A 524-nucleotide genomic window follows, 5' to 3' on the forward strand; every position below is an offset into this window, starting at 1 on the left:
CCGGATGCGATGCGGGCGATGGCGGGGCGTTTCGACGTTCACGCGCAGACGGTGGAGGATGAGGCTCGCCGGATGTGGGCGTCGTCGACCAACATCTCGGGTGCGGGCTGGGGTGGTCTGGCCGAGCGGACCTCGATGGACACCATGGGTCAGATGCAGACGGCGTTTCGCAACATCGTGAACATGTTGCACGGGGTGCGCGATGGGTTGATCCGCGACGCCAACCATTACGAGCAGCAGGAAGCTGCTTCCCAGCAGATCCTGTCGAGCTAGAAGGGGCTTTCAGCGATGTCGATTAACTACCAGTTCGGTGATGTCAATGCCCACGGTGCGTTGATTCGTGCTCAGGCTGCCTCGTTGGAGGCCGAGCACCAGGCGATCGTGCATGACGTGTTGGCGGCCGGGGATTTCTGGGGTGGCGCTGGTTCGGTGGCCTGCCAGGAGTTCGTGGCGCAGTTGGGCCGCAACTTCGCGGTGATCTACGAGCAGGCCAACGCTCACGGTCAGAAGGTGCAGACCGCCGG

At 63.4% G+C, this 524-nt stretch carries 2 protein-coding genes; both read left to right on the plus strand.

Going from position 1 to position 524, the window contains the following annotated elements; all coding sequences use genetic code 11:
• Positions 1-273, plus strand: a 273-nt coding sequence (locus tag ACAG20_RS21070; RefSeq protein WP_370494004.1) for a WXG100 family type VII secretion target, incomplete at its 5' end; no start/stop codon positions are given.
• Between the two features lie 15 nt (positions 274-288).
• A partial coding sequence (locus ACAG20_RS21075; RefSeq protein WP_370494005.1) for a WXG100 family type VII secretion target occupies positions 289-524 on the plus strand: 236 nt, incomplete at its 3' end.

It is taken from the genome of Mycobacterium sp. pW045 (genome assembly GCF_041287085.1).
GTDB classification, from domain to species: Bacteria; Actinomycetota; Actinomycetes; order Mycobacteriales; family Mycobacteriaceae; genus Mycobacterium; species Mycobacterium algericum_A.